Below are 1,114 nucleotides of genomic sequence, written 5' to 3' on the forward strand. Positions count from 1 at the left end.
TTGATGGTTTAGTGAATACGCCATCGGGTGATTTTATCCGCGCTTTTAACCACTGGTTGATTAAATTAAGCATTGCCTTATCATCAATACGTAACGCTAACATTTTCATCAGCCATTCATGCTCAAGGTTGTCGAAGAAGCCTTTAATGTCAGCTTCAACGATATAACCATATCCTTTAAATTGAAGATTCATTGTTAGGCTATGTACTGCTTGATGTGCACTTTTATTCGGCCTATACCCATAGCTATTGCGCATAAAGTCTTGCTCCCAGATACTTTGCAGGATCTGACTAACACTTTGTTGCACAAGTTTGTCATCAACTGTTGGAAGCCCTAGCGGTCGTTCTTTACCATTGGATTTTGGGATGTAGATGCGTTTAATATCATTAACTCGATAACTTTTCTGTTTGAGTTGCTGACTTAAACGTTCGATATTTTCAATTAACGTCGACTTGTATTTTGGCATCGTAATGCCATCAATACCCGGACTGGCTAATTTATTGAGTTGACCCCAGCTTTCATACAGGCTTGCGGCATCTAGCAATCCATATAGATTCTGAAACCTGTGCTTAGGGTGAGTATGTGCTTTAAATGCAAGGGTATTAAGTGTTGTTGTCATAATATTTCCAGCCCTACTTTGTCCGGTCTATGTGTCGACTTAGTACCCGATATAACTGTCAGCTCCTTCGCCATGTACAGGGCTTTCCCCTGCCCAGACTACTATGGGCTGATCTGACTTCCAAAAGGTCATCGTTAGCTTTGCTTTTCGTTAAGCTTTCCTACCACCATCCTTGTGGAACACCTTTGGATCTCTCAAGTTCTCAAACCATCTCTTTATACATGCCACGGCTTTGAAACTCCGCTGACTCGCCACAACCTTACTAACACGGCTGTTTTGCATGGACTTCGGTGGCGTTGCAAACCTCGTCAGTCAGATCTAATATTTATCGGAGCGATATCAGCACTTCAGGATCACGATAACCCCTATGGCCTACATAATTCTCTGTGTACGCTTCGCCAATCTTGTTCGTGTGATGCTATCCTCATAACTGAAAAGCAATTGCTAATCCCACACTCCGCCAAAGGCGCAACACTCGATACAGGAGGTTAGTTA

General features: G+C 42.5%; 1 protein-coding gene. It reads right to left on the reverse strand.

Going from position 1 to position 1,114, the window contains the following annotated elements:
- Window positions 1–619, reverse strand: a 619-nt coding sequence (locus NRL14_RS20740; protein WP_306725510.1) for a reverse transcriptase domain-containing protein, incomplete at its 3' end; no start/stop codon positions are given.
- Window positions 620–1,114 lie beyond the last annotated feature (495 nt).

The sequence above is a fragment of the Pseudoalteromonas sp. 20-92 genome, assembly GCF_030847595.1.
GTDB classification, from domain to species: domain Bacteria; phylum Pseudomonadota; class Gammaproteobacteria; order Enterobacterales; family Alteromonadaceae; genus Pseudoalteromonas; species Pseudoalteromonas fuliginea.